Below are 26,367 nucleotides of genomic sequence, written 5' to 3'. Positions count from 1 at the left end.
GGCCGCGTCGAGCGCGGCCGCTGCCTGCTCGACCTGCGCGCCGTGGCCCCCCAGAGCGACGATCAGCTGGCGGCGGCGGTCCTGGCGGCCGGAGCGGGTCGTGCGCGGTAGACACGGCAGGACCCTCATCCGCGCACGGGGGTGGCGGGGCTGATGCACGTCCTGGCCACCGCCGGGCACGTCGACCACGGCAAGTCGACGCTCGTCCGGGCCCTGACCGGGATGGAACCCGACCGGTGGGCCGAGGAGCGCCGCCGCGGCATGACGATCGACCTGGGCTTCGCCTGGACCACCCTCGACCCGGGCGGGAGCGTCGCGTTCGTCGACGTGCCGGGGCACGAGCGGTTCGTCACGACGATGCTGGCCGGGGTCGGGCCGGTGCCCGCCGTACTGCTCGTCGTCGCCGCGGACGAGGGCTGGATGCCGCAGTCGGGCGAGCACCTGGACGCGCTCGCCGCGCTCGGGGTGCACCACGGCCTGCTGGTGATCACCCGCAGCGACCTCATGGAGCCCGAGCTCGCGCTCTCCGACTCCCGGGACCACCTCGCGGACACCCCGCTCGAGGGCGTGCCCGCCGTGAGCGTCTCGGCGACGACGGGTGCCGGGATGGACGAGCTGCGCGCCGCCCTCGGTGACCTCACCGCCGCACTGCCCGACCCGGACACCGGCGCCGACGTCCGGCTGTGGGTCGACCGCGCGTTCACCATCCGCGGGGCCGGCACGGTCGTCACGGGCACGCTCGGAGCGGGCCGCCTGCGAGTCGACGACGAGCTGGAGCTCGTCACCCCCGACGGCACCCGCCCCGTCGGCGTGCGGGCGCTCCAGAGCCTCGGCAGGACCGTGCAGGAGGCCCGCGGGGTGTCGCGGGTGGCGGTCAACCTCCGCGGGGTGCCCCTGGAGGCGGTGTCGCGGGGCGACGTCCTGCTGAGCCCCGGGGCCTGGCTCACCACCGACGTCGTGGACGTCCGGCTGCACGGGCCGCGCGGGACCGCCCCGGACCCCGCCGACCTGCCCGCCGAGCTGAGCCTCCACGTGGGCGCCGCCGCCGTGAGCGCCCGCGTTCGGCCGCTGGGCGCCGACACGGTCCGCCTCCGGCTGCGGCACCCCGTCCCGTTCCGGATCGGCGACCGCGCGGTGCTGCGCGACCCCGGACGGCGACAGGTGAGCGCCGGCCTCACCGTCCTCGACGTCCGTCCGCCCGCGCTGACCCGCCGCGGGGCGGCCGCGCGCCGGGCCGAGATCCTCGCCGGCGTCGACGGACTGCCGTCCGCAGTGGACGAACTGGCCCGCCGCGGCATCGTCCGGCGCGCGGACCTCGTGGCGATGGGGGTCGCCGACCTCGGCCCCGTCGCCGTCGCCCCGGCCGCCGCGGGCTGGCTCGTCGACCCGCAGCGGGCGACGGCGCTCGTCGCCGACCTGGCCGCCGCCGTGGCCGCCCACGACGCCGCCGACCCGCTCGATCCCGGGCTGCCCGTCGAAGCCGCCCGCCGGGCGGTCGGCCTGCCCGAGGCCCGCCTGGTCGACGCCCTGCTCCGGCACGCCGACCGCACGGGCGCGAACCCGGGCCTCGTGCTGCGCGACGGTCGCGTCCTGCACTCGGCCGCGGCGGGGCTGCCCGCGCCCGTCCGCGCCGCGATGGACGCCCTGCGTGCCGACCTGGAGCGCGATCCGTTCGCCGCTCCCGACGCCGCGCGGCTGGCCGAGCTCGGGCTGGGTCCGCGTCAGCTGGCGTCACTGGTGAAGGCGGGCGAGCTGCTCCGCGTCGCGGACGGCGTGGTGCTGCTGGCCGGTGCCGACGACCGCGCCCTGGACGTCCTCGCGGGTCTGGGGCCCGAGTTCACGCTCAGCACCGCCCGGCAGGCGCTGGGCACGTCGCGCCGCGTGGCCGTGCCCCTCCTGGAGCTGCTGGCGCGCACCGGGCGCACCGCGCGGACCCCCGACGGCGGCCACCGGATCGCCTGAAGTGGCATGGCGGGTCACCGGGCTCTACGGTGGCGGCGATGTCCGAGACGCGAGAGAACCCCGCCTTCGAGCCGCCGCCCGTGCCCCGCGGCGGCCAGGCCGACGACCAGATCACGATCTCGGTGAGCTCGCCCGCCGACAAGCAGGCCGTGATCGCGGTGGGCGGCGAGGTCGACATGGTCACCTCCCCCCAGCTGCGCTCGGCGGTGCTCGACCGGTTCGCCGCCGGCACCGAGCTCGTCGTGCTCGACCTGGACGGCGTCACGTTCCTCGGTACGAGCGGCCTCGCGGTGCTCATCGAGGTGCGCGAGGCGGCCCACGCCGCCGGAGTCGAGCTGCGCCTGGCTTGCACTGCGCGGCGCGTGCTGCGGCCGTTGACCATCGCCGGCCTGGTCCCCCTCTTCGACATCCACGACACAACCGCCCAGGCCCTCGTCGCCACCTGAGTCACTCTTCAGATGTGACATGGGCCACACCCAGCTGGCTCGTACGGATCGCCGCTCGGACACGGAGCCGCCACGCTCGCTGCTCTGAGCTGCGGAATCGCGCGGGCCAGGGCGTCGCACCGTCCCGGTCGGCCTGTGCGGGTGGTTCCCGGGGTGGTCGAGCGGCCCGGCGAGGCGTTTGGCCGATCAACCACCCGGGAAGAAGCACCTCGATCGCCCGGCGCGCCGGGCACGAGTGAAGAGGTGACGATGAGCGACGTTTCCCGGCTTCCCGGACCGATGGATTTCGCGTGGCAGTGGCAGCGGCTCGGCTCCTGCCGCGGCATGGACAGCGGCGTGTTCTTCCACCCGGACGGCGAGCGCAACCCGTCCCGGGCCCGGCGCACCGCACAGGCCAAGGAGGTCTGCGGCCGCTGCCCCGTCGTGGAGCAGTGCCGCGAGTTCGCGTTGCAGACCCGTGAGCCGTTCGGCGTCTGGGGCGGCCTCGCCGAGGCCGAGCGGCGGGTCATTCTCGAGCGTCGTGGCATCCCGCTCGCGAGCTGAGGACCTCCCCTTCCGGACAGACGATGCCCGCGCTCAGCGGGCGTCGTCCCCGCCGACCACCGAGAGTTCCAGGCAGCGGTAGCGCAGCAACGGGATGCCGTAGACCTGCGCTATCCGCTGCGCGGCGCCCGCGACGGCGGTGCGCCCCGGATCCGACGACGCGGGCGTGAGCGCAGGCGCGAGGCAGTACACACCGGGTTCGGGATCGAACCCCACCAGCTCGCTCATCGCGGCCAGCACGTCGGACTCGACCCACGGCCCCAGCGGGGCCCGCAGACCCAGCCGGTGCAGCTGGAGATCGGGCAGGTCGAGCGCGGCCGCCCGGGCGTGCACGTCGTCCGCCGTGTCGTCCACCTCGTCGTCGAACCCCCCGTCGAGCAGGACGTCCGGCTCGAGACCGTTCGGACCGAGCACGCAGACCAGTCCGGGCGTCTCCACCGGGTGGTCGTCGCAGGCGAGCAGCAGGTCGACCTCGCCGAAGCTCTCGAGCAGGCGCGCCAGGTCGGACTCGGGCCGGAGGAGCTCCATCGCGCTCGTCGCGACGGCGACGGCTCGGCGGCGGTGGGCAGGGACAGGGGGGCGACCGGTGGCGGACATCGCAACCGGCTCGGAGACGGGCAGCTCCGGAACCGCGACCATCGAGAACGTCTCCTTCGACGCGCCGGGCCCCGCTCCGGGGGACTCAGGTCTTCGCCACCGAGTAGACCGGTTGTGCACCACTTAAATCCAGCGCAGGCGCATGCGGCAAGCCCAACGGCCGCCCGTGATCCGTGAATGGCCTACTACGAGCCGGTAGCCTCAGCCGTCCACGTCGGACGCGCCGCCGGACGGGCGTCTCGGTCCTCCGGACGGACCGCGAGCAGCGCCACGTCGTCCCGGAGGCCGTCCCGGTAGCGCGCGGCGTCCTGCAGGCCGTTCACCTCGGGGACGACCGGCAGCAGGCTGTGCTGCGGCGTGACCGCCGCCGGTGCCCCGCTCAGCACCCGGAGCAGTTGCGCCGCCACCCCGCGGGTGTCGTGGCGCCGGACGGCTCCGGCGCCCCTGGCGCATCCATCACCCGACCGGCCTAGAGGCCGATTTCCCGACAGCGCGATACGCGCGTCCGCGGCTAGTGTTGCGCACGGTTGAGACGCCAGCCGCCCGCGATCCGTGATGTGCAGGTCGGGTGCACCGGTCGGGGCGGTCCCCTCCGAACGGCGCATCCGCCCCTTGCCGGAGGTGAACGACCGTGCTCGAACCCACATCCGCCGGCTCCTCGTCGGCCCCCTTCTCCTCTGCGGGCTCCTCGCCCCTGCGCACCGGGATCACCCGGCCCGGTCCCGGGATCGCCGTGCTCGACGTCCACGGCGAGGTGGACACGCTCACCGCGCCGCCACTGGAACAGGCGACGGGTGAGCTGCTCGCCGAGCCCGGCACCACGGTCATCGTGGTGGACCTCACCGGCGTCACGTTCCTCGCGTCCAGCGGTCTCGCCGTGCTCATCCGCGCGGCGCACCGGGCGTCGTCCCGCGACCTGCGGCTGCGGCTGGTCGCGGCGGCGCGGGCGGTGCGCAGGCCCCTCGAGGTGACCGGGTCCGACCAGCTCTTCGACATGTACGAAGATGTGGAGGGAGCGCTCGCCACGGGCGCGTGAGCGTGGCCAGGTTGATCGGGTACCCCAGCGGGTACAAGATGACCGATCACGATTCTCCGAGAACCACCGGAAGGAGTGCGACAGCGTGTCCGACCTGGGCTTCCCCCCGTCCGTCGAGACGCTCGAAGGGGCGTCCATCGTGGAGGTCCGGACGTCGGCGAGCGCAGCACTGATCGCCACGATCCGCGCCGTCGCCTCCGACCTCGCGGCACGCGCCGACTTCGACCTCGACGCCATATCCGACCTGCGGATGGCCGTGGACGAGGCGTGCGCCACCCTCGTGGACGTCGCCGCGCCGTCGTCCACGCTGCGGTGCACGTTCCTGGTGCGCCCCGAGCGCATCGAGGTGCACGCCGAGGTCCACGCGGGCCAGGCCGACGCCGCCGTCTCCACCGACACCTTCGGCTGGCGGGTGCTCCAGACCCTCGCCGACGACGTGCAGGCCCTGCGCATCCCCGGCACCGACGGTGCCGGTCCGACCGTGGGCATCCGCCTGGACAAGCACGCCGGCGATCCGTCGCGGTGACCAAGGCCGATCCCGAGTACGGCCACCTCACTCCCCTGCTCGAGGAGTTCGCCGCCCTCGACCCCGACGACCCGCGCCGGGAACCGCTGCGCGACGAGCTCGTCACCGGCTTCCTGCCCGTGGCCCAGCACATCGCGCGGCGCTTCAACAACCGCGGCGAGCCTCTCGACGACCTCGTGCAGGTGGCCACGGTCGGGCTGATCAACGCGGTGGACCGGTACTCGCCCGACCGCGGCACCGACTTCTTCTCCTTCGCCGTGCCCACCATCAGCGGTGAGGTGCGCCGGCACTTCCGCGACCTGGGTTGGTCCATGCGCGTGCCGCGGCGCCTCAAGGACCTGCACGTGTCGATCAACACGGCCGTGTCGAACCTGTCCCAGGACCTCGGCCGCGCGCCACGCCCCAGCGAGATCGCCGCGCACCTCGGCGTCCCCGTCTCGGACGTGCTGGAGGGGCTGGAGGCGTCGGAGGCGTACCGCAGCTCGTCGCTCGACGAGATGCTGTCGTCCGAGCAGGGCAGCGCCACCGTCGGCGAGCTGGTGGGCGAGGCCGACGCCGAGCTCACCCGCGTCGACTTCCAGCAGGCGCTGCGGCCCGTTCTCGGCGAGCTGCCGGAGCGCGAGCGCACCATCGTGCTGCTGCGGTTCTTCGGCAACATGACGCAGACGCAGATCGCCGACAAGGTCGGCATCTCCCAGATGCACGTCTCCCGGCTGCTGGCCCAGACCCTGGACCGGCTGCGCTCCCGGCTGGACCCCGACACACGGTCCAGCTAGAGATCGGCGAGGATTCAGACCGTGAGCGGACAACCTGAGCACGTCCTGGTGATCGGAGCGGGCCTGGGTGGCCTGCGCACCGCCGAGCAGCTGAGGTCCGCGGGGTACCAGGGCCGGATCAGCCTCGTGGGCGCGGAGGTCCACGAGCCCTACGACCGGCCGCCGCTGTCCAAGCAGGTGCTCACCGGCGACTGGGAACCCGAGCGCACCCGGTTGAAGACGCTCGACGAGCTCGAGGACCTGGGCGTGCGCGTCCACCTCGGCCTGCGCGCGGTCGCGCTGCGCCCGGGCGAGGTCGAGCTGTCGGACGGAGCCTCGCTGCACGGCGACGCCGTCGTCATCGCCACCGGCCTCGTCGCACGGCGCCTCCCCGGCCAGCCCGCGCACGTCCACACCCTGCGCACCCTCGACGACGCGCTCGCGCTGCGCACCGAACTGGAGAAGATCGGGTCGCTGCTCGTGGTCGGCGGCGGGTTCATCGGTGCCGAGGTGGCCAGCTCCGCGCGCTCACGCGGCATCGACGTCACCGTGCTGGAGGCGCTGCCCGCCCCGTCCAGCCGCGCGCTCGGGCCCGCGCTCGGGGCCCTCAACGGGCGGCTGCTCACCGAGGGCGGGGTCGACCTGCGCACCGGCGTCCGGCTCACCGGGTTCGCCGACGCCGGCGAGCGCGTGGCCGTGTCGCTGGAGGACGGGAGCATCGTCGAGGCCGACGCGGCCGTGGTCGGCATCGGCGGGGCACCGGACCTGGGCTGGCTCGACGGCACGGGTCTCGACGTCGCGAACGGGCTCGCCTGCGGGCCCACCGGCCGCGTCCACGGGGTCGACGGCGTGTGGGCCGTGGGCGACGTCGCGGCCTGGGACGGCCACCGCAGCGAGCACTGGACCAGCGCGGGAGACCAGGCCGCGGCCGCGGCCCGCGACATCCTGGGTGCGGAGCCGCCGCCCGCGGCGGTGCCCTACTTCTGGTCCGACCAGTTCGGGCTGAAAATCCAGCTGATCGGCGATCCCGACGAGGCGGACGAGCTGCTGCCGCTGCACGGCGAGGGCCTCACGGGCGGCACGATCCGCGGCACGGTGGCCGGCTACCTCGCGGGCGGGAAGCTGGTGGCTGTGGCGGGGTTCGGCGCGGCACGGCTGATCGCCCGCTACCGCGCGCACGTCGGCGGCGACACCGATCGCTCGGCGGCGCTGAAGTTCGCCGCCTCCCTCTAGCTCCGTCGCGGGGCCGCAGGGGCCCGCGAGCGACCCGATCGACGTTTCGTGGTCGCCGCACCAGCTCCGTCGCGGGGACCTGGCGGTCCCCGCGACGAGGCGCTCAGCGGAAGAGCTTGCGCAGCACCGCGAGGCCGACGATCGCGCCCACGGCGATGAGGGCGTAGCGGATCTTCGGCTCGTTGAGCTTGTCCATGATGGTCTTCTTGCCCGCATCGACGAACTTCTTCGGGTTAGCCCGCTCGCTGAGGACGTCGAGGCTGTCGGCGAGGGCCTCCCTCGTCTTCTCGATCTCGCGCTGGATGGTCTCCGGGTCGCGCGCCACTACGCCTCCTGACGTGCTGGGTGAATGTCTCGGGGTGAATGTAGGTGGCCACCGTAGATCACACCGGTCACGGCCGTCGGGGCGGCCGCTGATGTGTGCTCCGCATTCGCTCCGCCCGGCGTGCCAGGATCTCTCGGTATGAGCACCCGACTCGCGGCCGGCGACCCGGCCCCCGACTTCACGCTCCCCGACGCCGACGAGAAGCCCGTCTCGCTGGCGGACTACCGCGGCCGCCGCGTCGTCGTCTACTTCTACCCGGCCGCGAGCACCCCCGGCTGCACGAAGCAGGCCTGCGACTTCCGCGACAACCTCGCCGAGCTGGGCGACGCCGGGCTCGACGTGCTGGGCATCTCGCCCGACAAGCCCGCCAAGCTCGCGAAGTTCCGCGACAAGGAGGGGCTGACGTTCCCGCTGCTGTCGGACCCCGGGAAGGAGGTCCTGAACGCCTACGGCGCGTTCGGGGAGAAGCAGATGTACGGCAAGACCGTCACCGGCGTCATCCGCTCCACGTTCGTCATCGACGCCGAGGGGAAGATCGAGGAGGCGCAGTACAACGTCCGTGCCACCGGGCACGTGGCGAAGCTGCGCAAGGACCTCAAGGTCTGACCCTGCGGACACGGCCGACCACTCCCCCTCGCGCTGACCCCATCAACGGCGACCACACCGACAACCGGTTGGAGAACCTCCGTATCCTCTGCCCCAACTGCCACGCGCTGACGGACACCTGGTGCGGCAGGAACAGGGGCCGGCGTACTCCAACTGGCAGAGAGGCAGGACTTAGAATCCTGACAGTGCGGGTTCGACTCCCGTCGCCGGCACCACCCCATGGAGGCCCACCCTCCGCGCTGTAGCAGCTAAGCGGCCGTCTCCGGCTCGGATTCCAGCCCTGCCGCGGAGGGTGCGAGCTCCGGTTCGGCCGCCGGCACGCGCTTGGCCGCCCACGTCGCCCCGGCCAGGCCCAGCAGGCCACCGGCCACCGACACGGCGAACAGGGCGGGGTGCGGGCTGCCGCCCGTCGCCGCGTCGCCGAGCACCACGATCGCCACGGTGCCCGGCAGCACGCCGAGCACGGTGCCCACGACGTAGGGCAGCAGACGCACGCCCGCGAGGCCGGAGGCGTAGTTCATCACCGCGAACGGCACGGCGGGGATCAGGCGCAGCGACACCACGGCCAGCAGGCCGCTGTGGTCGAGCCGGCGACGCACCCATGCCACGCCGGGCCGATGGGCATGGCGGTCCACGAACCCACCGCCCACGAACCGCACCAGCCAGTACGCGGCCAACGCCGCCAGGGTGGTGCCGAGGATCGTGAGCAGGACGCCGGAGATCGAGCCGAAGAGCACGCCCGCGGCCACGGTGAACACCGTGCGCGGCAACGGCGTGATCGTCACCACCGCCTGAAGCAGCACGAACAGCACCGGCGCCCACGCCCCCGATGAGGCCACCACCCGCCGGACGTCGTGAACGCCCCCGGAACGGACGAGCAGCACCACGGCGACGACGGCGGCCAGCACCACGACGGTGCCGGCGACCACCCGCCACCACGTCGTGGCCCGCCATGTCGTTGGTCGCCACCGGGTCATGGCACCGACGGTACCCACGTCCGGGTCACGGCCGACGCGAAGGGTGAGCCGATCATCCCCGGTGCACCCGCCCGCCACCCGACTACCGTGATCCCCCGTGACCGAGCCTTCCGAGCCTTCCGCGAACACACCCGACCTCGACCTGGACCCCGACGGCCTCGCCGTCCGCCGCGAGGTGCTCGGCCCCGAGTACGTCGACGCCGCGCTCGCCCGCGTCGACGCCACCACCGCCGAGTTCCAGGAGATGATCACGAAGTATGCCTGGGGTCACATCTGGACCCGCCCGGGCATCGACCGCCGGATGCGCAGCGCCGTGACGATCACCGCGCTCGTCGCCCACGGCCACCTGGGCGAGCTGGAGCTGCACCTGCGCGCGGGCCTGCGCAACGGCCTCACGCGCGAGGAGATCGTCGAGATCCTCATGCAGACGGCGATCTACTGCGGGGTGCCGGCCGCCAACAGCGCGTTCGGCGTGGCCCGGCGCGTCCTGGCCGAGGAGCCCGACCACGCCTGACCTCACCCACGCGCGCGTGGGCGCAGGCGGGCCGGTCCTCGGGCCGCCGGGGCGATGGGGGCGTCAGGCGCCCAGGGCCGTGAGGTGCGGGATCAGGGCGCGCAGGGCCCGGCCACGGTGCGACTCCGCGTCCTTCTCCGCGGCGCTGAGCTCCGCGGAGGAACGTTCCTCCCCCTCGGGCACGAAGATCGGGTCGTAGCCGAAGCCGTTGGTGCCGCGAGGCGCGCGGGCGATGACTCCGGGCCACTCGCCGTGGACGACGGTCTCGCCACCGCCCGGGGTCACGAACGCCGCCGCGCACACGAACCGCGCGCCGCGACGCTCGTCGGGCACGTCGCCGAGCTGGCCCAGCAGCAGTTCGAGGTTGGCGAGGTCGTCGCCGTGGCGGCCGCACCAGCGCGCCGAGAGGACACCCGGCATGCCGTTGAGCGCGTCCACGGCGAGGCCGGAGTCGTCGGCCACCGCGGGCAGGCCCGTGGCGGCGGCGGCGTCCCGGGCCTTGGCCAGCGCGTTCTCCGCGAAGGTGGCGCCGACCTCGGGCGCCTCGGGGAACGCGGGCACGTCAGCGAGACCCACCACCGTCACCCCGCCGAGGTCGGACGCCGCGAGCATCCGCTGCATCTCCACGAGCTTGCCCGCGTTGCGGGTGGCCACGAGCAGGCGAGTCATGCCTTCTCCGGCAGCTCACCCGGGTAGGGCAGGGCCAGCGCCTCGGCCTGGATCTGCGCGATGCGCCCGATCCCGGCCAGCGCGACGTCGAGCATCGCGTCGAGGGTGCGGCGGCTGAACGTGGCGCCCTCGCCGGTGCCCTGAACCTCGATCAGCGTGCCCGTGTCGGTGGCGACGACGTTGGTGTCCACCTCGGCGCGGGAGTCCTCCTCGTAGGGCAGGTCGAGGCGCACCCGGCCGTCCACCACGCCGACGCTGACGGCCGCGACCTGGCACGACAGCGGCTTGGGGTCGTTCAGCCTCCCGTGCGCCCCCAGCCACGTGACGGCATCGGCCAGCGCCACGTAGGCGCCGGTGATGGCCGCGGTGCGGGTGCCGCCGTCGGCCTGCAGGACGTCGCAGTCCAGGGCGATGGTGTTCTCCCCCAACGCCCGCAGGTCGATGCACGCGCGCAGCGACCGGCCGATCAGGCGGCTGATCTCATGCGTGCGCCCGCCGACGCGGCCCTTGACCGACTCGCGCTCGCTGCGGGTGTTGGTGGCCGAGGGCAGCATCGCGTACTCGGCGGTCAGCCAGCCCAGCCCGGAGCCCTTGCGCCAGCGGGGGACGCCCTCGCTGACGCTGGCCGCGCACAGCACCTTCGTGTCGCCGAACTCCACCAGCACGGACCCCGCGGGGTGCTTCTGGAAGCCGCGGGTGATCGTCACCGGGCGGAGTTCGTCGTCGGTCCTGCCGTCTGCGCGTGTACCGGTCGCCTGTGTCACGGACCCAGCTTAAGGACGGTTCGCGGCGCCATCACGACGGCCTCACGACCTCACGGGTTTGATAGTTGAATGTTCACCATCAACGGGATCCCCGCGCACCCGCTGGTCATCCACGCCGTGGTCGTGCTCCTGCCGCTGGCCGCCCTCGGTGCGGTGCTGATCGCGGTCCGGCCGCGGTGGCGGCGGGCGTTCGGCGTCCCCGTCCTGCTGGTCGCGCTCGTGGGCGTGGCCGCGGTGCCCCTCGCGACGCAGACCGGCGAGCAGCTGCAGCGCGCGCTGCCCGGCCCGAACCCGCTGATCGAGATCCACGAGGGGCGCGCCGACATGCTGCTGCCGTGGGCGGTGGCGTTCCTGGTGCTGCTCGCCGTGGCGGTGATCGGCGGAATCGTCGCCGATCGGCGGGCCCGGCCCACCGACGCCCCGGCCGGGGGCACCACCACGACGCGGAGCCCCGCGCGCGTCGTCACCGCGGTCGGAGTGCTGGCAGCGCTGCTCGGGCTGGTGGTCGCCGGCCTCGTGGTCTGGATCGGCGAGGCGGGCGCGACGGCCGTCTGGCAGGGCGTGGGCGGCTGACGTCCCGCGCCGGAAGCCCGGTGCGTACAGCGGTGGATCCAGGTCGTCGCCGGGCCTGCCGGCGCAACGGCCCTCCACCGGGCGTACTCGGGCGTTTCGCTGGTGCGTCCGGCGGTGGGCCGGGCCGCCGAGACCTGTGGTGGACGTGCGGCGCGGGACACCAGTGCGGCACTAGATCTCGTAGGCCGCGTCGGGGGCGACGAGCTCCACGGGCCCGCCGAACGACCCCTTGGCCTCCGCCAGAAGCTGCTCGCCGTCGAACCAGGCGGGCACGTGCGTGAGCAGCAGCCGTCCCACGCCGGCGGCCGCGGCGTGCTCCCCCGCCTGCCGGCCCGACAGATGCACCCCGGGAGGTGCGTCCTCGTCGTGCGGCCAGGTGGCCTCGCACAGCAGGACGTCCGCACCGCGCGCCAGCTCGACCAGCCCGTCGCACGGGCCGGTGTCGCCGCTGTAGACGAGGCTGCGTCCGCCCGCCTCGACGCGCAGCCCGTACGCGTCGCAGGGGTGGTCGACGCGCCCGGCACGCACGGTCGCCCCAGCCACTTGGGCCGAGCTGCCGTCGGAGATCGTGTGGAAGGTGAACACGTCCGAGAGGTCGGTCTCGGCCAGCTCGGCCGCCGACGGCGCGTACGCCGCCGCGAAGCGCGTGGGCGCCTCGGCGGGGGCGTGCACCGGCAGCTTGTGCGCGGTGGCGTCGTAGGGTGGGCGCGGGTGGTAGCGGCGGAAGACCGCCAGCGAGGAGAAGTCCGAGCAGTGGTCGGGGTGCAGGTGCGAGAACAGCACGGCGTCGAGCGTCCACGGGTCGAGGTGGCGCAGCAGTGCGCCCAGCGTGCCGTTGCCCAGGTCCATGACGAGCCGCGCGTCGCCCGCCTCCAGCAGGTACCCCGACGCGGGTGACACCGGGCCGGGTCCGCTGCCCGAGCAGCCGAGCACGATCAGCCTCATGGCCGAACGCTAACGCGCACGGGTGCGCCGCAGCCACCAGAGGCCGACCAGCGGCAGGACGAGCGGGACGAACCCGTAACCCCGGCCGTATACCGACCACACGGTGTCGTCGGGGAACTCGCCCGAGTCGAGCACCGTGAACGTACCGACGGCGAGCACCCCGACCAGCTCGATCACGACCGCCGACCACGCGAGCTTCCGCGACCACGGCTGGTGCCCCGCGAGCCCGATCGTCGCCAGGATGTAGACGACCCCCGACAACGCGGACAGCAGATAGGCGATCGGGGCCTCGTGGAACTTCGACGCGATCTGGACCGCGGCGCGGGCGGTGGCCGACAGCGCGAACACGCCGTAGACGGCGATCAGCACCCGCCCGGGGCCGGAGGAGGTGGCGCGCGGCCGCTCGGATCCCTGCGCGTCAGACACGGGCGTCCCACAGGTACTGCAGGCGGATCACCGCGACGGCCGTGGCGATCGCGCCGACGGCGATCACGGTGCCGCCCCAGCGGGTGGGGCCGTCGCCGGTGGTCTCGTCGGTGGCCGTGGCGAACTGCGTGGCGATGGGCAGCACGCCGATCGACACGGCGAGGTAGATGAGGAACGTCGAGGTCTCGGCGAGCTGGACGCCGGTGAACACCCGTACGGCGGCGATGGCCGCCTGCACCACGAGCAGCGCGACGGCGACCCCGACGGCGAGCTTCGCCGTGCGGTCCGGCGGGCGGTTCAGAATGGTGATGACCAGCCCGAACACGGCAAGCAGCCCGAGCGCGACGAGCACCACCACCTCGAGCGCGACGATCACGACGGGAACGCTACCGGAGCCCCGTCGACGCCGATCCGGCCGCGTCGAGGGCGGTGTCGACGGGAGTGTCGAGCGCGGTGTCGAGGGCTGCGACCGTGCCGATCTCGGGGCCCAGGAAGCGGCGGCCCAGGCGGCGGAAGGGCTCGGGATCGCCGGTGGCGAGGAACTCGTGGGGCGCGTGCGGCGGGTCGTCGGGATCGCGGGCGAGGTCCCGGGCCATGAGCACCCGCACGAGGTCCTTGGCGGTCTCCTCGGCGCTGGAGACGAGCGTGACGTCGGGCCCCATGACGATCTGCAGCAGACCCGCGAGCAGCGGGTAGTGCGTGCAGCCGAGCACCACGGTGTCGACCCGGGCGCGCTGCAGCGGCTCCAGGTAGCTCTGTGCCAGCCCGAGGATCTGGCGGCCGCTGGTCATGCCGCGCTCGACGAAGTCGACGAAGCGCGGGCACGCCACGGCGGTGACCTCGAGGTCGCGGGCGGCGGCGAACGAGTCGGTGTAGGCGCCCGAGGCGATGGTCGCCTTCGTGCCGATCACTCCGATCCGGCCCGTGTGGGTGACCGCCACGGCCCGTCGCACGGCGGGCAGCACCACCTCGACGACGGGCACGGGGTAGCGCTCGCGCGCGTCGGCGAGGCAGGCGGCGGAGGCGGTGTTGCAGGCGATGACCAGCGCCTTGACGCCGCGGTCGACCAGCGCGTCGCCCAGCGCGAGAGCGTGGCGACGTATGTCGGCGATGGCGAGCGGGCCGTACGGGCCGTGGGCCGTGTCGCCGGCGTACAGCACCTGCTCGGCCGGGAGCTGGTCGATGATCGCGCGGGCGACCGTCAGACCGCCCATACCCGAGTCGAAGATGCCGATCGGCGCGTCCGGACCCATGCCCCCGAGACTAGGCCACGTCCTGCGGCTCTCCGTTCGCGATAGCCGGGCCCAGGGTCTCATCGAACGAGATCCGCGGAGCTCGGCCTAGACGCCCAGCGCGGCGGGACGGTTCCCGCGGTCGGCCCGGGCCGCGACCGACGCCGCGAGCAGGCCGCCCAGTGCCCCGAACAGGTGCGCCTGCCAGGAGATGCCCGGCTGGCCCGGCAGGATGCCGAACAGGACGCTCCCCCAGATCAGCACGAGCACTATCGCGAGCCCGATCTGCCGGGCGCTGCGGGCGAAGAAGCCGCGGGCGAGCAGGAACACGAGCCAGCCGAAGATCACTCCGGACGCCCCGATGGTGGACGTGTCCGGCGGCCCGACCAGCCACACCCCGAGGCCGCTGATCACCCAGATCAGCGCCGTCACGGCCACCCACTGCCGGATGCCGCCAGCCATGGCGAGGAAGCCGAACACGAGGAAGGGCACCGTGTTGGACAGCAGGTGCGGCCAGCTCCCGTGCAGCAGCGGCGCCCAGATGATGCCGGCGAGCCCGTCGAGCTTGCGGGAGAAGATGCCGTCGTCGTTCAGCCCGTTGCCCGTGATCTGGTCCACTGCCTCGACCACGTACAGCAGTGCGGTGAACGCGAGCATCACGATCGCGGCGCCCACCGGCGAGGGCGGCAGGACGCGAGCGATCGACCGGCGAGGCAGCGGCGCAGGAGCGACCATGCGATCGAGCGTACGCGGATCGGCGCCCGACCTGCCATGATCGTCGCCGCGCGACCCCCGACGGGTTCCGACCTGCGTCAGGTTGCGCCGGCGGTGATCATGCGGCGGGCATCACGCGGCGGGGATCAGGCCCAGAGGTGGCCGTCGATGCCCTCGGCGGCCTCGTCGAGCGTGCCGCTGTAGGCGCCCGTGGAGAGGTACTTCCAGCCGCCGTCGCAGACGACGAGCACGATGTCGGCCGTGTCGCCCGCCCCCGCGGCCTTCTCCGCCACGGCGAGCGCCGCGTGGAGGATGCCGCCGGTGGAGATGCCCGCGAAGATGCCCTCCTGGTCGACGAGCTGGCGCGTGCGGCGCAGCGCGTCGTGGGAGCCCACGGAGTAGCGGGCGGTGAGCACCTCGGGGTCGTAGAGTTCCGGGACGAAGCCCTCGTCGAGGTTGCGCAGGCCGTAGACGAGCTCGCCGTAGCGCGGCTCGGCGGCCACGATCTGCACGTCGGGCTTGTGCTCGCGCAGGAACCGGCCGGTGCCCACGAGCGTGCCCGTGGTGCCCAGCCCCGCCACGAAGTGCGTGATCGTGGGCATGTCCCGCAGGATCTCGGGGCCGGTGGTGCGGTAGTGCGCGTCGGCGTTGGCGGGGTTGCCGTACTGGTAGAGCATCACCCAGTCCGGGTTCTCCGCGGCCAGCTGCTTCGCCATGGCGACGGCCTGGTTCGACCCGCCCGCGGCGGGTGAGGAGATGATCTGCGCGCCGTACATGGTGAGCAGCTGCCGCCGCTCCTGCGAGGTGTTCTCCGGCATCACACAGATGAGCGTGTAGCCCTTGAGCTTGCACGCCATCGCCAGCGAGATGCCGGTGTTGCCCGATGTGGGCTCCAGCACCGTGGCGCCCGGCTTCAGGAGCCCGTCGGCCTCCGCCTTCTCGATCATGGCCAGCGCCGGGCGGTCCTTGATCGAGCCGGTGGGGTTGCGGTCCTCGAGCTTCGCCCACAGCCGCACCCCGGGCGCGGGCGAGAACGAGGGCAGCCCGACCATCGGCGTGTCGCCGACCGCCTGGAGAAGGGAGTCGTACCGGGCCACCGCGATCAGCCGCCGGCGACCGCGGGAAGGATGGTGACGGTCGAGTTCTCACCCACGGGCGCCTCGAGGCCACCGGCGAAACGAACGTCCTCGTCGTCGACGTAGATGTTCACGAAGCGGTGCAGCTTGCCGTCGTTGACCAGGCGGCCCGCGATGCCGCTGTGGTTGGCCTCGAGGTCGTCGATCACCTCGGCGACGGTGCTGCCCTTCGCCTCGACGGACTTCTCGCCGCCGGTGTGCGTGCGGAGGATGGTGGGGATGGAGACGGTGACGGCCACTTCTCTACAACTCCAGGTCGTGTGTGACAGGTGGACGGGGCGGAGACGTCAGTCCTTGTCCGGGACGACGTCCGCACCGTTGTGCGCGAACATGTAAGTCTCCACGACCTCGACTTCTTCCTCGGTGACCACACCGTCCACGATCCGGAACGATCGGAGGTCGTGGCCGGTGGTGTTCGGCGCGGCGTCATCACGCGTCGAGACCAGCACGTAGTGCGCCTCGGGCTCGGAGGCGTAGGAGATGTCCGTGCGCGACGGGTAGGCGTCGGTGGCGGTGTGCGAGTGGTAGATCACCACCGGCACCTCGTCACGGGAGTCCATGTCGCGGTAGAGGCGCAGCAGGTCGCCCGAGTCGAACTCGTAGAACGTGGGCGAGCGCGCCGCGTTGAGCATGGGGATGAACCGCTCGGGACGGTCGGAGCCCTCCGGGCCCGCGATCACGCCGCACGCCTCGTCGGGATGGTCCCGTCGCGCGTGCGCCACGATCTCCTCGACGAGATCAGCTCGGATCACCAGCACGTCCGCCAGGGTACGGGCCCACAGCGGAGGTCCGCACACCAGCGGACGCGACTCACACGTCCTCCTCGCCGGAGCCCGTCGGCCGCGCGAGCCGCGGCTGCCGTGTCGATGGTGAGTCGCTCACACCTTCATGCGCGCCTGGACCAGCCCGTCCTGCACGAACGTCAGCCAGTGGTAGACGCCGAGGTGGGATGCGCGCGGGTCGTCCGGCGCCAGCTCCTCGGGCATGTCCTCGCTGACGTCGAGGGCGGTGCCCAGCGCCAGCCGGACGTCGTTGAGCGCGGCGAGCCAGACGTCACCCTGCTCGGGCACGAGCTCCACGCGCCCACCGGTCTCGGACAGCGTGTCCAGCACCAGCGCGGCGGCGGCGTCCTTGGCCTCGATCAGCTCGGGCTCGTGCAACGAGCGCAGGCCGGCGGCGAGGTCGGCGTCCTCGGTGGTGAAGTCGGGCAGCAGGCGGGCGAGCACGCGGTCGTCCGGGCGGGTGGACGGGCCGGTGCGGATGCCGGTGAGCACGGCCAGCTCGTCGGCGGGGTTGTCGGCGGTGCGACCGGCCAGCATCTGCCGGACCTCCCCCACCAGCCCGCGCAGCACCTCGGCCTCCTGCGCCTCGAAGGTGGCCACGAGCCGCACCTTCTGGCCGCGCCCGGACTTCTTCCAGCCGTTCATGAGCTCTTCTGCATCGTGGCCCACAGCCCTGCCGCGTGGAGCTTCGCCACGTCACCCTCGATCTTGTCCTTGTCGCCCGCCGACACCGCGGCCTTGCCCTTGAGGTGCACGTCCATCATCAGCGCCGTGGCCTTGGGCTCCGGGTAGCCGAACAGCTTCTGCAGCACATACGTGACGTACGACATGAGGTTGACGGGGTCGTTCCAGACCACCGCCTGCCACGGGGAGTCGGACGCGGCGTCCTCGACGACGACCGGGTCCACCTGACGGGTGGGGGTGGGAATCGGCGCGGCCATGGTCTCCATGGTGACACTCCGTCCATCCCGTGCACACGGCACATAGGCTCTCCGTCCATGAGCGGTAGTCCGTCCACGGCGGGTGTCAGCACCGCGCTGCTGACCGACCGGTACGAGCTGACGATGGTGGCGGCCGCAGTGGCCGACGGCACCGCGCAGCGCTCCTGCGTGTTCGAGGTGTTCGCCCGGCGGCTGCCCGAGGGGCGGCGCTACGGCGTCGTCGCCGGCACCGGGCGGCTGCTGGAGTCGATCAGCCGGTTCCGGTTCGGCTCCGAGGAGCTGGCCGCGCTGGACGGCATCGTCGACCGCAGCACGCTGGAATGGCTCGCCGACTACCGCTTCACCGGCGACGTCGACGGCTACCCGGAGGGCGAGCTGTACTTCCCCGGGTCGCCGATCCTGACGGTCCGCGGCACGTTCGCCGACGCGGTGATGCTCGAGACCCTCGCGCTGTCGATCCTCAACCACGACAGCGCCATCGCCTCGGCCGCCGCGCGGATGGTCACCGCGGCCGCGAGCCGTCCGCTGATCGAGATGGGCTCGCGGCGCACCCACGAGGCCGCCGGGGTGGCCGCCGCCCGGGCCGCCTACCTCGCGGGCTTCGCGTCCACGTCCAACCTGGAGGCGCAGCGCCGGCACGGCATCCCGACGGCGGGCACGGCCGCGCACGCCTGGGTGCTGCTGCACGACGACGAGCTGTCCGCGTTCGCGAGCCAGGTCAAGGCACACGGCACCGACACCACGCTGCTCGTGGACACCTACGACATCCACCGCGGCATCGAGCTCGCCGTCGAGGCGGCCGGCCCGGAGCTGGGCTTCATCCGGATCGACTCCGGCGACCTCGGCGAGATGGCCCGCCAGGCCCGTGAGCAGCTCGACCGGCTGGGCAACACCCGTACGAAGATCGTGCTCTCCGGCGACCTCGACGAGTACGCCATCGCAGCCCTGCGCGCCGAGCCCGTCGACTCCTACGGCGTGGGCACGTCGGTCGTCACGGGATCGGGGGCGCCGACGGCGGGCATGGTCTACAAGCTCGTCGAGGTGGACGGGCGCCCGGTGGTCAAGCGCAGCGCGGCCAAGGAGTCGCGTGGCGGCCGGAAGTCGGCGGTGCGCCGCTACAAGCCCACGGGCACGGCCGTCGAGGAGGTCGTGCACGCGGCGGCGTCCGCGCCGGAGATCGGCGCGCACGACCGGACGCTGCCCGTGCCGCTGATCCGCGACGGCGAGCTGGTGGCCGACGTCGAGAACCTCGATCAGTCGCGCGACCGCCTGCGTGCCGCACTCGTGTCCGTGCCGTGGGAGGGCCTCAAGCTCTCGCGCGGCGAGCCCGCGATCCCGACGGTGTTCTCCTGATGCCCGCCGACGCACGTCCCCCCGCGGAGGCGGCATCGTGAGAGCGCTGATCGTCGTCGACGTACAGAACGACTTCTGCGAGGGCGGCTCGCTGGCCGTCGCGGGCGGGGCCGCGGTGGCGGCCGGCGTCTCGGTGCGGATCCGGACGTCCGGGTACGACCACGTGGTGGCAACCCGCGATCACCACGTGGACCCGGGGGCCCACTTCTCCGACACCCCGGACTTCCGCGAGTCCTGGCCTCCGCACTGCCGCGCGCACACGCCGGGCGCCTCGTTCCACCCGGACCTGGACGTGGCCGGCATCGAGGCCGTGTTCGACAAGGGCGTGCACGCGGCCGCGTACTCGGGCTTCGAGGGCGCCGAGCCGGGCGGCGCGGCACTGCGGGACTGGCTCGCCGAGCGCGGCGTGACGGCCGTGGACGTGGTGGGCATCGCCACCGACCACTGCGTGCGCGCCACGGCACTCGACTCGGCGGCCGCGGGCTTCCCCACCACCGTGCTGCTGGACCTCTGCGCGGGCGTCGCCCCGGGCACGACGGAGGCGGCGATCGCGGAGATGCGGGCCGCCGGAATCACGGTCGCCTGAGCACCGCCACGACCGCGACCGCCGCGGTGATCAAGGCGCCGGTGTCGCTGTTCGAGCACGGAGCGCGACGTCAGCGCCTTGACCGCGGAGTGCGGGCCGTCGGTGGGGCTGCCGCGCGACGGGGTGGGTCAGACCTTGCGCATCGCGAAGGCGCTGAGGCCGGCGGCCAGATCGCCCTCGGTGCTGTCGGGGTCGGAGTGCGCGCCCACGGCCTCGGCCAGCCCGATGCAGCGCGGGCCGTCGAACAGGCCGCACGCGTAGCGGACCGTGGTCTCGTCGGTGCCCAGCACGCCCACGCGCAGCTGGTAGATGCCGGGGTAGTGCACCTCGTCGAGGTACTCCACCTGCAGCGAGCTGGGCGAGAGGCCGTCGAGCGGGCCGCCCGTGGGGTAGCCGAGCACGTCGAGGTGCAGCTCGGCGAGGGCGTCGAGGTACCAGCCGGCGAGCGCCACGTTGTTCACGTGGCGGTTGGTGTCGATGTCGCTGAAGCGGGTGCGGATGTCGAGCCGGAACGGGTACGCCTCGCGCACCAGGCGCGACGGTCCGCGGTCGATGCGCTCGGACCCCGGGCCGTCGATGCGCAGGGTGGAGAGCGCCTCGCGGACCGTGTCGGGCAGCGCCGTCGGCCCGTCGTCGGTGACGTGCACGCTGACCGACTCGCCGGTGGCGACACACTCGTCGCCCGCGAAGACCGCGTAGCTGTAGGTGAACGAGGAGGTGCCGATGCGGGTGACCCCGAGGCCGATGCGGTACCTCCCGGCCACGCGCAGCGGCGCCAGCACGTCGACGCGGACCGACGCCAGCAGCAGCCGGATCCGGGCCCGGACGCGCGTGGTGAGCTCCGCGCCGAGGGTGTCGAGCTCAACGGCGACGCGGGCGTCCTCGAACCAGCGGACGAGCGCATCGCGGCCGATGCGGCGACTCGGGTCGAGGTCGCTGTAGCGGGCGGTGTGCTCGATCAGCACGGGGAAGGACGACGGCTCGAGTCGCAGCTGGGTGGACGTCACATGGTCGATGATGTCAGGTCACCCTTCTGTGATGCCGCACGCACACCCCGACGTCACAGCGCGGCGGCCTTCGCGTGTTCGCCCACGGCGCTCCGACGAGCCCGGGTAACCTGCCCATCGTGCCCACCGCGACCGAGCTCCCCGGCGTCGCGGAACTGCTGGAGGCCGCGGTCACCGCCGTCGGCGGGCAGCGCCGCGAGGGCCAGGACGCCATGGCCCAGGCGGTCCGCAAGGCCATCAGCAGCGGCGAGCACGTGGCCGTGCAGGCCGGCACCGGCACCGGCAAGTCGCTGGCCTATCTCGTGCCCGCCATCCACCACGCCGTCGCGAAGAACTCCACGGTCGTGATCTCCACGGCCACCATCGCGCTGCAGCGCCAGCTCGTCGACCGCGACCTCCCCCGGCTGGCCAAGGCGCTCAAGCCGCTGCTCGGCCGCACGCCCACGTTCGCGATCCTCAAGGGCAGGCGCAACTACCTGTGCCTCAACAAGCTGCACGGCGACGGCGGTGACGACGAGGAGGACCAGCTCTTCGACCCCTTCGCCATCTCCGCCATGGGCCGGGCCGTCAAGCGGCTGCACGAGTGGGCCGACACCACCGACAAGGGCGACCGCGACGAGCTGGTGCCCGGCGTCACCGATGCCACGTGGCGGCAGGTCTCGGTCACCGCGCGCGAGTGCCTGGGCCTCTCGAAGTGCCCGGTCGGCGAGGACTGCTTCGCGGAGAAGGCCAAGGCCGAGGCGGGCCGCGCCGACATCGTCGTCACCAACCACGCGCTGCTCGCCATCGACGCCCTCGAGGGGCGTCCGGTGCTGCCCGAGCACGACGTCGTGGTGGTGGACGAGGCCCACGAGCTGGTCGACCGCGTCACGGGTGTGGCCACCGCCGAGCTGACCTCCGCGATGGTCGGCACCACCGCCCGCCGGCTGGGCAAGCTCGTCGACCAGGCGGTCGCCGACCGGCTCGCCGAGGCGGGAGAGGGCCTCGGCATGGTGCTGGAGGACCTCGCGCCCGGCCGTTGGGACTCCCTCCCGCAGGCGCCGTCGGGTGCGTTGTCCGCGATCGTCAACGCCGCAGGCGCGTGCCGCACCGCCCTGGGGTCCGAGCGCCGTGAGGACCCGGACGCCGCCTCGGGGCGCAAGGTCGCGCAGGCCTCCCTGGACGAGGTGCTCGACACGGCCACCCGCCTGCTCGGGGCGTTCGAGGAGCCCGATCCGGCCAAGCGCCGCGACGTCGTCTGGCTCGGCGAGCAGGGCCCGGACGGGATGCGCCACAAGGTGCTGCGCGCCGCCCCGCTGTGGGTGGGCGGGCTGCTGCGGGAGCGGTTGTTCGGCCGGTCCACCGTGGTGCTCACCTCCGCCACGCTCGCCCTGGGCGGCAACTTCGACGCGCTGGCGCGGCAGTGGGGACTGCCCCCTGCCGCGTCCACCGGGAGCACGGACCCGATACCCGACCCGGACGCCCCGAAGTGGTCGGGCATGGATGTCGGCTCGCCGTTCGCCCACGCCCGCAGCGGCATCCTCTACGTCGCCAAGCGCCTGCCCCCTCCCGGTCGCGACGGGCTCCCGCCCGCCTACCTCGACGAGATCGCCGGGCTCGTGGAGGCCGCGGGCGGGCGCACGCTGGGGCTGTTCTCGTCGATGCGGGCGGCCAAGCAGGCCACCGAGGCGTTGCGTGGCCGGCTGGAGACGCCGCTGCTGTGCCAGGGCGACGACTCCACGATGCAGCTGGTCAAGAAGTTCGCCGAGGACGAGCCCACGTCGCTGTTCGGCACGCTGTCGCTGTGGCAGGGCGTGGACGTGCCCGGGCCGTCGCTGTCGTGCGTGATCATCGACCGCATCCCGTTCCCGCGCCCGGACGACCCGCTGGTCGCGGCGCGGCAGCGCGCCACCGACGCCCGCGGGGGCAACGGCTTCCTGTCGGTGTCGGCCACGCACGCGGCCCTGCTGCTCGCCCAGGGCGCCGGGCGGCTGCTGCGCGGTATGGACGACCGCGGCGTGGTGGCGATCCTCGACCCACGGCTGGCCACAGCCCGCTACGGCGGGTTCCTGAGGGCGAGCCTGCCGCCGTTCTGGCCCACGGACGACCGCGAGAAGGTGCACGCGGCCCTGCGCCGGCTCCGCGGAGCGTGACGATCGCCGGCCCCGCAACCTGACACGGACGGGCACCTGCGTCGGGTTGCGCGGCAGCCGACCACCCGTGCGGACCTGCTGGAGCACCCGCAGCGCGACGCGACCGCGCGGCGAACCTAGGCCAAGGTGGCCAGGAGGGGCGAGGGGAAGCGCACCGTGAAACGCACCTCCCCCAGCAGCTGCTCGATCATCGCGGCCCGCTCCTCCAGCGCCGCGCGGGCCTGCGCGCCGACGTCGGCGGTGAGGTGCAGGGCCACTCGGCCGTCGGCGCGGTGGTGCCAGCCGCCGACGATGCGCCCGTCGACCCACGCGGTGGGGCCGCCGTTGCCGTTGCGGTCGAACAGCAGTGGGACGTCGGCGGGGTCGAGGTGGAAGCCGCGCTCCTTCCACCCCATCGTCGACGGGTCGAGGCCCGGCAGCAGGGCGGCCGAGGGCGGAGCGGGATCGGGGGCGTCGACGTCGTCGGGCAGGACGTAGCCGGTGCCCACTGCGCCGTCGTCAGCGGCCAGCTCGACCTCCACGGCGCCGACGTCGGCCAGTGCGGTGCTGGTGGTGGCCACCGTCCAGCCCGCCCACCACTGCAGATCGGTGCGGGTGCCGGGCCCGAACGCCGCCAGCCAGCGGCGGGCCAGCCCGGCGGCGGCCTCTCGGGTGTCGAGCTCCCCGAAGCCCGCGGGGAACCACCCCCCGGCCGCGGCCCAGCGGTATTGCCCGTTGATCCACGTGCCGGTCGGACGGGCGCGCAGGACCTGACCCTCGAACCCCAGGTGCAGCAGCACGCGGGAGTGCGCCGCCTGCGTGGTGGCGTACGGCCCGCTCCCCACCGGCACCTTGACGGCCAGCGCGGGCAGGCGGGCGCCCACCTCGCGGGCCGTGAGCGGGCCCGCCTCCGCGAGCAGGGCCGTGACGTCGGCGGCGGCCGCCTTCAGCCACGGGTCGGGATCGGTGATGCCACCCGCCTCGAGCATCCCGAGCACCTTGCGCCGCTCCGTGCGCGCGACGGCGAGCGTGGCCCCGTGGTGCACCAGCCGGGCGTTGTCGTGCCCGACGATCCACAGCGTGCGGCGCATGGCGTGGTGGCGCAGTAGCGAGCGCCGGCCGTAGAGGGCCTCGTCGAGCGCGGCCAGGCCCGGGTGAGCCATGCGCGCGGCCGTCGAGAGATAGACCGTGACGGGGTCGGTGGAGTGCAGCGCCACCAGGCCGTCGGTGATCGCCTCGACGTCGTCGGTGCGGGCGGCGGCCACGTGCCGGTGCCGGACGGCCAGGCGGACGCGTCGCTCGGCGGCGTCGATGCGTCGGAGGGCCATGCGGTGAGCATGCCAGCGACCCCCGACAGACCCCGGCCGATCACCCAGCGCCGATCACCCAGCGCCGATCATCCGAGGCCGAGCAGCTCCCGAAGCCGGTCGGGGCGCAGGCCGAGCCGGCCCGTCACCGGGTCGTCCGGCGGGACGGCGGCGATCGCGGCGAGCAGCGCCTCGCGGCGGGACGGGTCGGTGGCCGCCTGCCGCGGGGTGAGCCCGTCGAGGGCGGGTGCCGGGTCGTCGCACCAGCGCTGCTCGCGACGCTCCTGCAGCTGCCGCACGACCGGTGACACGGCCGCGGGCGTCGCCCGGGCCCGCTCCGTGTGCAGCACCGCACGAGGCTCGGGCTCGTCGACGGCCAGCAGGTCCAGGAGCTCCAGCCCGTCGCGCTCCTCCAGCACCGCCAGCAGCTCCTCCTCCAGCTCGCGCTCCACCGCGGCCACGGCGACGAGCACCCGGCGCCCCGTGCCGTCCGGCAGCGCCCGCGCGCAGACCCGCTCGCCCATCGCGGCGGTCGGGCCCGCGGTGGGGAGCTGCTCACCGGTGCGGACGTCGCGCACGTGCTCGGCGTCGACCACCTCGTAGACACCGCGGTCGACCGTGAGCCACGACGTGCCGAGCTCCACCTCGTCGACGGGAAGCAGCGGTCCGCGGTCGGCGAGGAAGCGGGCGAACCAACCGCTCTCGTGCAGCACCGTGTCGGCCACGAGAGGGTCGTCGAAAGCCCCGTCGGTGCCGAGCGCCTCGGCGTGCAGCTCCAGGAGGTCCGTGGCCTCCCCGCCGCGTCGTTCCAGGTACCCGACGGCCTTGCGGTGCAGCCAGCCGACGCGCTCGGCCAACGGCGCGGCGGCAGGCCTGCCGAGGTGGCACTGCTTGTACTTGCGCCCCGAGCCACACCAGCACGGCTCGTTGCGGCCGGGCTCGGGACCCGCGGCCCTCGCGAACGGCCGCACGGCGACGACGTCGGGATCGTCCTCGGTCGCCTCGATCGACCGCCACCGGCCCAGTGCCGCGGCGGCATCCCCGCGGTCGGACTCGTACGCCGCCAGCCGGTCCTCGACCAGCTCCCACCCACCGCCCGCCTGGGCGGCCGCGCGCAGGTGCGACTCGGCGTCGAGCACCCGGCCGTCGCGTTCGGCGGCGACCGTCGCGACCCACTCCGCCACGGCCGCGCGCGGCGACCGCCCGGCGGCGGCGACCAGTCGGTCCGCCAGAGCGACCAGCTCGGCGACGCGTTCCCTGTCGTACTCGGCGGCCTCGCGGCCCCACTCAGCGGGGAGCTCCTCGAGCAGCTCGTCGACGACGACCACCAGCACCTCGGGTGAGCCCAGCAGGTCCAGCGCCCGCCGCAGCGCCGCGGGCGCGGTGACCTCGCCGCTGAGGATCTCGAGGGCTTCCGCCGCGGCCAGCCCGTCCTCGGGAGTGGCCAGCCGGTGCATCATCCGGAACTGCCGGTCGGCCTCCTCCGCGATGGCCCAGATCGACTCGTCGTGGGCGAACTCATCGTCACGCTGTTCCAGACCCGCCGCGGCGGCGAGCTCGGTGAACGGGGGCACGGGACGGGCGAACGCCTCCCGGTCGCGCAGCAGCAGCCCGATGACGAGGGCCTCCGCGGTGACCGGCAGCTGCGGCTCGGCCACCTCGGCGTCGTAGACCGAACGCAGCGTCTCCACGAGGCCGGGCGGGGCGACCGGCTCCTCGTCCAGGACGGAGACGTCGACGTCCCCGGCGGCCGAGACCCGCACGGCGAGCAGGGCGTCGAGCGGGAGGTCGGCGAGCCAGCCGGCCGGGCCGCCCCACGCGAGCGGCTCCGGCCCCCCGCCCTCGGTCTCCAGTGACCCCTCCGGCACGCGCAGCGCGGCGACGCGGAGGAAACCGGCCAGGTCGGTGTCGAGGTCGAGGTAGCCCTCGACGTGCTCGGCCGCCGAGAGCCGATGGGTCAGCACGATGCCGGCCGTGAGGGCGGGGACGTGCACGACGACGTCGGGATGCGCTATCGCCAGCGGTGACTCCGGATCGTCCAGCACCGCGTCCTCGACCGTGTCGAGGTCGGCCGGGACATCGCCGCCGAGCCGGGCCACGACGAGCTCGCGCAACCGGTCGAACGCGACCGCGACCTCGTCGCGCACGACATCCCGATAGGCCTGCCGGATCGCGTCGGGCGTCATGAGCGGCAGAGTAGGTCGCGCCGGTCAGCGGTGGTTCGCGTACCCCGTCCAGGCCTGCCGGCGCGCCCGGCGCGGGTCGCACTCCACGCGGTCCGTGGCCCGGCGCAGCACGTCG

32 protein-coding genes and 1 tRNA gene are annotated in these 26,367 nt (G+C 73.7%); 14 read left to right on the top strand and 19 right to left on the bottom strand.

Features of this window, described 5'->3' with window-relative positions; translation table 11 throughout:
- Window positions 1-153: 153 nt before the first annotated feature.
- The 3 genes from selB to JWR81_RS02165 all read left to right on the top strand — a co-directional run bounded on the left by selB (window position 154) and on the right by JWR81_RS02165 (window position 2,951).
- Window positions 154-1,962, top strand: coding sequence for a selenocysteine-specific translation elongation factor (selB, locus tag JWR81_RS02175; RefSeq protein WP_297645995.1), 1,809 nt, complete (start codon window positions 154-156; stop codon window positions 1,960-1,962).
- 38 nt (window positions 1,963-2,000) lie between these two features.
- Complete coding sequence (locus JWR81_RS02170; protein WP_297645994.1) at window positions 2,001-2,408, top strand: STAS domain-containing protein; 408 nt, start codon at window positions 2,001-2,003, stop codon at window positions 2,406-2,408.
- A gap of 249 nt (window positions 2,409-2,657) precedes the next feature.
- Window positions 2,658-2,951 (top strand): WhiB family transcriptional regulator, encoded by a 294-nt coding sequence (locus tag JWR81_RS02165; RefSeq protein ID WP_297645993.1) that lies wholly within the window; start codon window positions 2,658-2,660, stop codon window positions 2,949-2,951.
- A gap of 33 nt (window positions 2,952-2,984) precedes the next feature.
- Here the strand turns inward: JWR81_RS02165 and JWR81_RS02160 are convergent, their stop codons facing one another.
- Both JWR81_RS02160 and JWR81_RS02155 read right to left on the bottom strand, forming a co-directional pair.
- Window positions 2,985-3,590 carry a hypothetical protein gene (locus JWR81_RS02160; RefSeq protein ID WP_297645991.1) on the bottom strand — a complete coding sequence of 202 codons (606 nt, stop codon included), beginning with the start codon at window positions 3,588-3,590 and terminating at the stop codon, window positions 2,985-2,987.
- A 143-nt stretch (window positions 3,591-3,733) separates the two neighbouring features.
- Window positions 3,734-3,955: a hypothetical protein gene (locus JWR81_RS02155; protein ID WP_297645989.1), complete on the bottom strand. Its 222-nt coding sequence runs from the start codon at window positions 3,953-3,955 to the stop codon at window positions 3,734-3,736.
- A 224-nt stretch (window positions 3,956-4,179) separates the two neighbouring features.
- On the opposite strand from JWR81_RS02155, the gene JWR81_RS02150 reads away from it, so the two are divergent.
- From JWR81_RS02150 to JWR81_RS02135, 4 genes are all read left to right on the top strand, one after another.
- On the top strand, window positions 4,180-4,584 hold the full coding sequence (locus JWR81_RS02150; RefSeq protein WP_297645988.1) for an STAS domain-containing protein: 405 nt from the start codon (window positions 4,180-4,182) through the stop codon (window positions 4,582-4,584).
- Window positions 4,585-4,669: 85 nt separating this feature from the next.
- The gene (locus tag JWR81_RS02145) at window positions 4,670-5,110 is read left to right on the top strand and encodes an ATP-binding protein (RefSeq protein ID WP_297645987.1); all 441 of its coding nucleotides are present in this window, start codon (window positions 4,670-4,672) and stop codon (window positions 5,108-5,110) included.
- Window positions 5,107-5,886, top strand: a complete 780-nt coding sequence (locus JWR81_RS02140; protein ID WP_297645985.1) for a SigB/SigF/SigG family RNA polymerase sigma factor — start codon at window positions 5,107-5,109, stop codon at window positions 5,884-5,886. The genes JWR81_RS02145 and JWR81_RS02140 overlap by 4 nt, the downstream gene beginning before the upstream one ends.
- Window positions 5,887-5,907: 21 nt before the next feature.
- The gene (locus JWR81_RS02135; RefSeq protein ID WP_297645983.1) at window positions 5,908-7,098 is read left to right on the top strand and encodes an FAD-dependent oxidoreductase; all 1,191 of its coding nucleotides are present in this window, start codon (window positions 5,908-5,910) and stop codon (window positions 7,096-7,098) included.
- A 103-nt stretch (window positions 7,099-7,201) separates the two neighbouring features.
- On the opposite strand, the gene JWR81_RS02130 is transcribed toward JWR81_RS02135, so the two are convergent.
- Window positions 7,202-7,423, bottom strand: a complete 222-nt coding sequence (locus JWR81_RS02130; protein ID WP_297645982.1) for a DUF3618 domain-containing protein — start codon at window positions 7,421-7,423, stop codon at window positions 7,202-7,204.
- Between the two features lie 138 nt (window positions 7,424-7,561).
- Between JWR81_RS02130 and bcp the strand changes: the two genes are divergently transcribed.
- Window positions 7,562-8,029, top strand: coding sequence for a thioredoxin-dependent thiol peroxidase (bcp, locus tag JWR81_RS02125; RefSeq protein WP_297645980.1), 468 nt, complete (start codon window positions 7,562-7,564; stop codon window positions 8,027-8,029).
- 138 nt (window positions 8,030-8,167) lie between these two features.
- Window positions 8,168-8,244 (top strand) — tRNA-Leu (locus JWR81_RS02120).
- Window positions 8,245-8,277: 33 nt separating this feature from the next.
- Here JWR81_RS02120 and JWR81_RS02115 read toward each other — a convergent pair.
- Window positions 8,278-9,006 (bottom strand): TVP38/TMEM64 family protein, encoded by a 729-nt coding sequence (locus JWR81_RS02115; protein ID WP_297645974.1) that lies wholly within the window; start codon window positions 9,004-9,006, stop codon window positions 8,278-8,280.
- Window positions 9,007-9,103: 97 nt separating this feature from the next.
- Here JWR81_RS02115 and JWR81_RS02110 point away from each other — a divergent pair, with 97 nt between their 5' ends.
- The gene (locus JWR81_RS02110; RefSeq protein WP_297645972.1) at window positions 9,104-9,520 is read left to right on the top strand and encodes a carboxymuconolactone decarboxylase family protein; all 417 of its coding nucleotides are present in this window, start codon (window positions 9,104-9,106) and stop codon (window positions 9,518-9,520) included.
- Window positions 9,521-9,583: 63 nt separating this feature from the next.
- Here the strand turns inward: JWR81_RS02110 and rdgB are convergent, their stop codons facing one another.
- Entirely contained in the window at window positions 9,584-10,189 is a 606-nt protein-coding gene (gene rdgB, locus JWR81_RS02105) for an RdgB/HAM1 family non-canonical purine NTP pyrophosphatase (protein ID WP_297645970.1), read from the bottom strand.
- Complete coding sequence (gene rph, locus JWR81_RS02100; protein ID WP_297645968.1) at window positions 10,186-10,953, bottom strand: ribonuclease PH; 768 nt, start codon at window positions 10,951-10,953, stop codon at window positions 10,186-10,188. Before rph ends, rdgB begins: the two co-directional genes overlap by 4 nt.
- A 69-nt stretch (window positions 10,954-11,022) precedes the next feature.
- Here rph and JWR81_RS02095 point away from each other — a divergent pair, with 69 nt between their 5' ends.
- Window positions 11,023-11,526: a DUF2231 domain-containing protein gene (locus JWR81_RS02095; protein ID WP_297645963.1), complete on the top strand. Its 504-nt coding sequence runs from the start codon at window positions 11,023-11,025 to the stop codon at window positions 11,524-11,526.
- 171 nt (window positions 11,527-11,697) lie between these two features.
- Here the strand turns inward: JWR81_RS02095 and JWR81_RS02090 are convergent, their stop codons facing one another.
- From JWR81_RS02090 to clpS, 10 genes are all read right to left on the bottom strand, one after another.
- Entirely contained in the window at window positions 11,698-12,471 is a 774-nt protein-coding gene (locus JWR81_RS02090) for an MBL fold metallo-hydrolase (protein ID WP_297645962.1), read from the bottom strand.
- A gap of 9 nt (window positions 12,472-12,480) precedes the next feature.
- Entirely contained in the window at window positions 12,481-12,897 is a 417-nt protein-coding gene (locus JWR81_RS02085) for a hypothetical protein (protein ID WP_297645960.1), read from the bottom strand.
- On the bottom strand, window positions 12,890-13,273 hold the full coding sequence (locus JWR81_RS02080) for a hypothetical protein (RefSeq protein WP_297645958.1): 384 nt from the start codon (window positions 13,271-13,273) through the stop codon (window positions 12,890-12,892). Before JWR81_RS02080 ends, JWR81_RS02085 begins: the two co-directional genes overlap by 8 nt.
- 10 nt (window positions 13,274-13,283) lie before the next feature.
- Window positions 13,284-14,150, bottom strand: a complete 867-nt coding sequence (gene murI, locus JWR81_RS02075; RefSeq protein ID WP_297645956.1) for a glutamate racemase — start codon at window positions 14,148-14,150, stop codon at window positions 13,284-13,286.
- An 87-nt stretch (window positions 14,151-14,237) separates the two neighbouring features.
- Window positions 14,238-14,864 carry a rhomboid family intramembrane serine protease gene (locus JWR81_RS02070; RefSeq protein ID WP_297645954.1) on the bottom strand — a complete coding sequence of 209 codons (627 nt, stop codon included), beginning with the start codon at window positions 14,862-14,864 and terminating at the stop codon, window positions 14,238-14,240.
- Between the two features lie 125 nt (window positions 14,865-14,989).
- Window positions 14,990-15,940, bottom strand: coding sequence for a PLP-dependent cysteine synthase family protein (locus JWR81_RS02065; RefSeq protein WP_297645952.1), 951 nt, complete (start codon window positions 15,938-15,940; stop codon window positions 14,990-14,992).
- Between the two features lie 5 nt (window positions 15,941-15,945).
- Window positions 15,946-16,218, bottom strand: coding sequence for a MoaD/ThiS family protein (locus tag JWR81_RS02060; protein WP_297645950.1), 273 nt, complete (start codon window positions 16,216-16,218; stop codon window positions 15,946-15,948).
- 48 nt (window positions 16,219-16,266) lie between these two features.
- On the bottom strand, window positions 16,267-16,737 hold the full coding sequence (locus JWR81_RS02055) for a M67 family metallopeptidase (protein WP_297645948.1): 471 nt from the start codon (window positions 16,735-16,737) through the stop codon (window positions 16,267-16,269).
- 120 nt (window positions 16,738-16,857) lie between these two features.
- Window positions 16,858-17,406: a DUF2017 domain-containing protein gene (locus JWR81_RS02050; RefSeq protein WP_297645946.1), complete on the bottom strand. Its 549-nt coding sequence runs from the start codon at window positions 17,404-17,406 to the stop codon at window positions 16,858-16,860.
- Window positions 17,403-17,702, bottom strand: coding sequence for an ATP-dependent Clp protease adapter ClpS (clpS, locus tag JWR81_RS02045; RefSeq protein WP_297645945.1), 300 nt, complete (start codon window positions 17,700-17,702; stop codon window positions 17,403-17,405). The genes JWR81_RS02050 and clpS overlap by 4 nt, the downstream gene beginning before the upstream one ends.
- A gap of 57 nt (window positions 17,703-17,759) precedes the next feature.
- Here clpS and JWR81_RS02040 point away from each other — a divergent pair, with 57 nt between their 5' ends.
- Window positions 17,760-19,055 carry a nicotinate phosphoribosyltransferase gene (locus tag JWR81_RS02040; protein ID WP_297645943.1) on the top strand — a complete coding sequence of 432 codons (1,296 nt, stop codon included), beginning with the start codon at window positions 17,760-17,762 and terminating at the stop codon, window positions 19,053-19,055.
- A 34-nt stretch (window positions 19,056-19,089) separates the two neighbouring features.
- Window positions 19,090-19,641, top strand: coding sequence for an isochorismatase family protein (locus tag JWR81_RS02035; protein ID WP_297645996.1), 552 nt, complete (start codon window positions 19,090-19,092; stop codon window positions 19,639-19,641).
- A gap of 128 nt (window positions 19,642-19,769) precedes the next feature.
- Here the strand turns inward: JWR81_RS02035 and JWR81_RS02030 are convergent, their stop codons facing one another.
- On the bottom strand, window positions 19,770-20,648 hold the full coding sequence (locus tag JWR81_RS02030) for a thioesterase family protein (RefSeq protein ID WP_297645941.1): 879 nt from the start codon (window positions 20,646-20,648) through the stop codon (window positions 19,770-19,772).
- 119 nt (window positions 20,649-20,767) lie between these two features.
- On the opposite strand from JWR81_RS02030, the gene JWR81_RS02025 reads away from it, so the two are divergent.
- Window positions 20,768-22,780 (top strand): ATP-dependent DNA helicase, encoded by a 2,013-nt coding sequence (locus tag JWR81_RS02025; protein ID WP_297645939.1) that lies wholly within the window; start codon window positions 20,768-20,770, stop codon window positions 22,778-22,780.
- 116 nt (window positions 22,781-22,896) lie between these two features.
- Here JWR81_RS02025 and JWR81_RS02020 read toward each other — a convergent pair whose 3' ends face one another.
- Both JWR81_RS02020 and JWR81_RS02015 read right to left on the bottom strand, forming a co-directional pair.
- Window positions 22,897-24,087, bottom strand: a complete 1,191-nt coding sequence (locus tag JWR81_RS02020) for a winged helix DNA-binding domain-containing protein (protein ID WP_297645937.1) — start codon at window positions 24,085-24,087, stop codon at window positions 22,897-22,899.
- 68 nt (window positions 24,088-24,155) lie between these two features.
- Entirely contained in the window at window positions 24,156-26,252 is a 2,097-nt protein-coding gene (locus JWR81_RS02015; RefSeq protein ID WP_297645935.1) for an SEC-C domain-containing protein, read from the bottom strand.
- Window positions 26,253-26,367 lie beyond the last annotated feature (115 nt).

This window comes from Pseudonocardia sp. (genome assembly GCF_025965585.1).
In the GTDB taxonomy this organism is placed as follows: domain Bacteria; phylum Actinomycetota; class Actinomycetes; order Mycobacteriales; family Pseudonocardiaceae; genus Pseudonocardia.
Note: the sequence above shows the minus strand (reverse complement) of the source record. Positions and strands in the feature narration are given on the sequence as shown.